This window comes from Pseudomonas sp. AM14(2022), from assembly GCF_036346455.1.
Lineage (GTDB): Bacteria > Pseudomonadota > Gammaproteobacteria > Pseudomonadales > Pseudomonadaceae > Aquipseudomonas > Aquipseudomonas putida_A.
This window is the reverse complement of record NZ_JAOTNY010000045.1, coordinates 1-379: the sequence shown is the minus strand read 5'-3', so window position 1 is coordinate 379 and position 379 is coordinate 1. Positions and strand designations below refer to the sequence as shown.

The window sequence follows — 379 nt, the reverse complement described above, 5'->3', positions numbered from 1 at the left end:
TGGTGCCGACTTCATCAACGGTGGTGCGGGTGCAGACGTCATGAACGGTGGCGCCGGCAATGACATTTACATCGTCGACAACGTCGGTGATGTAGTGATCGAAACCAGTACCTCTGCCACAGAGATCGACACTGTCTATTCCTATGTCAACTTCACCTTGGGCGACAACATCGAGAATCTTAACCTCGTTGGTACGGCTGATCTGTCCGGTGTAGGTAACGCCCAGAACAACGTCATCATCGGCAACGATGGCAACAACCGCATGATCGGCGGTGCTGGCCTCGACACCCTGATCGGTGGCAAGGGCAATGACATTTACAGCATCGATCAGGCGGGCGAGCTGGCGCTGGTCCAGGAATACGCCGGTGAGGGCAATGAT

At 55.4% G+C, this 379-nt stretch carries 1 protein-coding gene; it reads left to right on the top strand.

Annotation, left to right across the window (positions count from 1 at the left end; genetic code table 11):
- On the top strand, positions 1 to 379 hold a 379-nt coding region (locus tag V3W27_RS28095; RefSeq protein WP_442962681.1), incomplete at both ends, for a calcium-binding protein.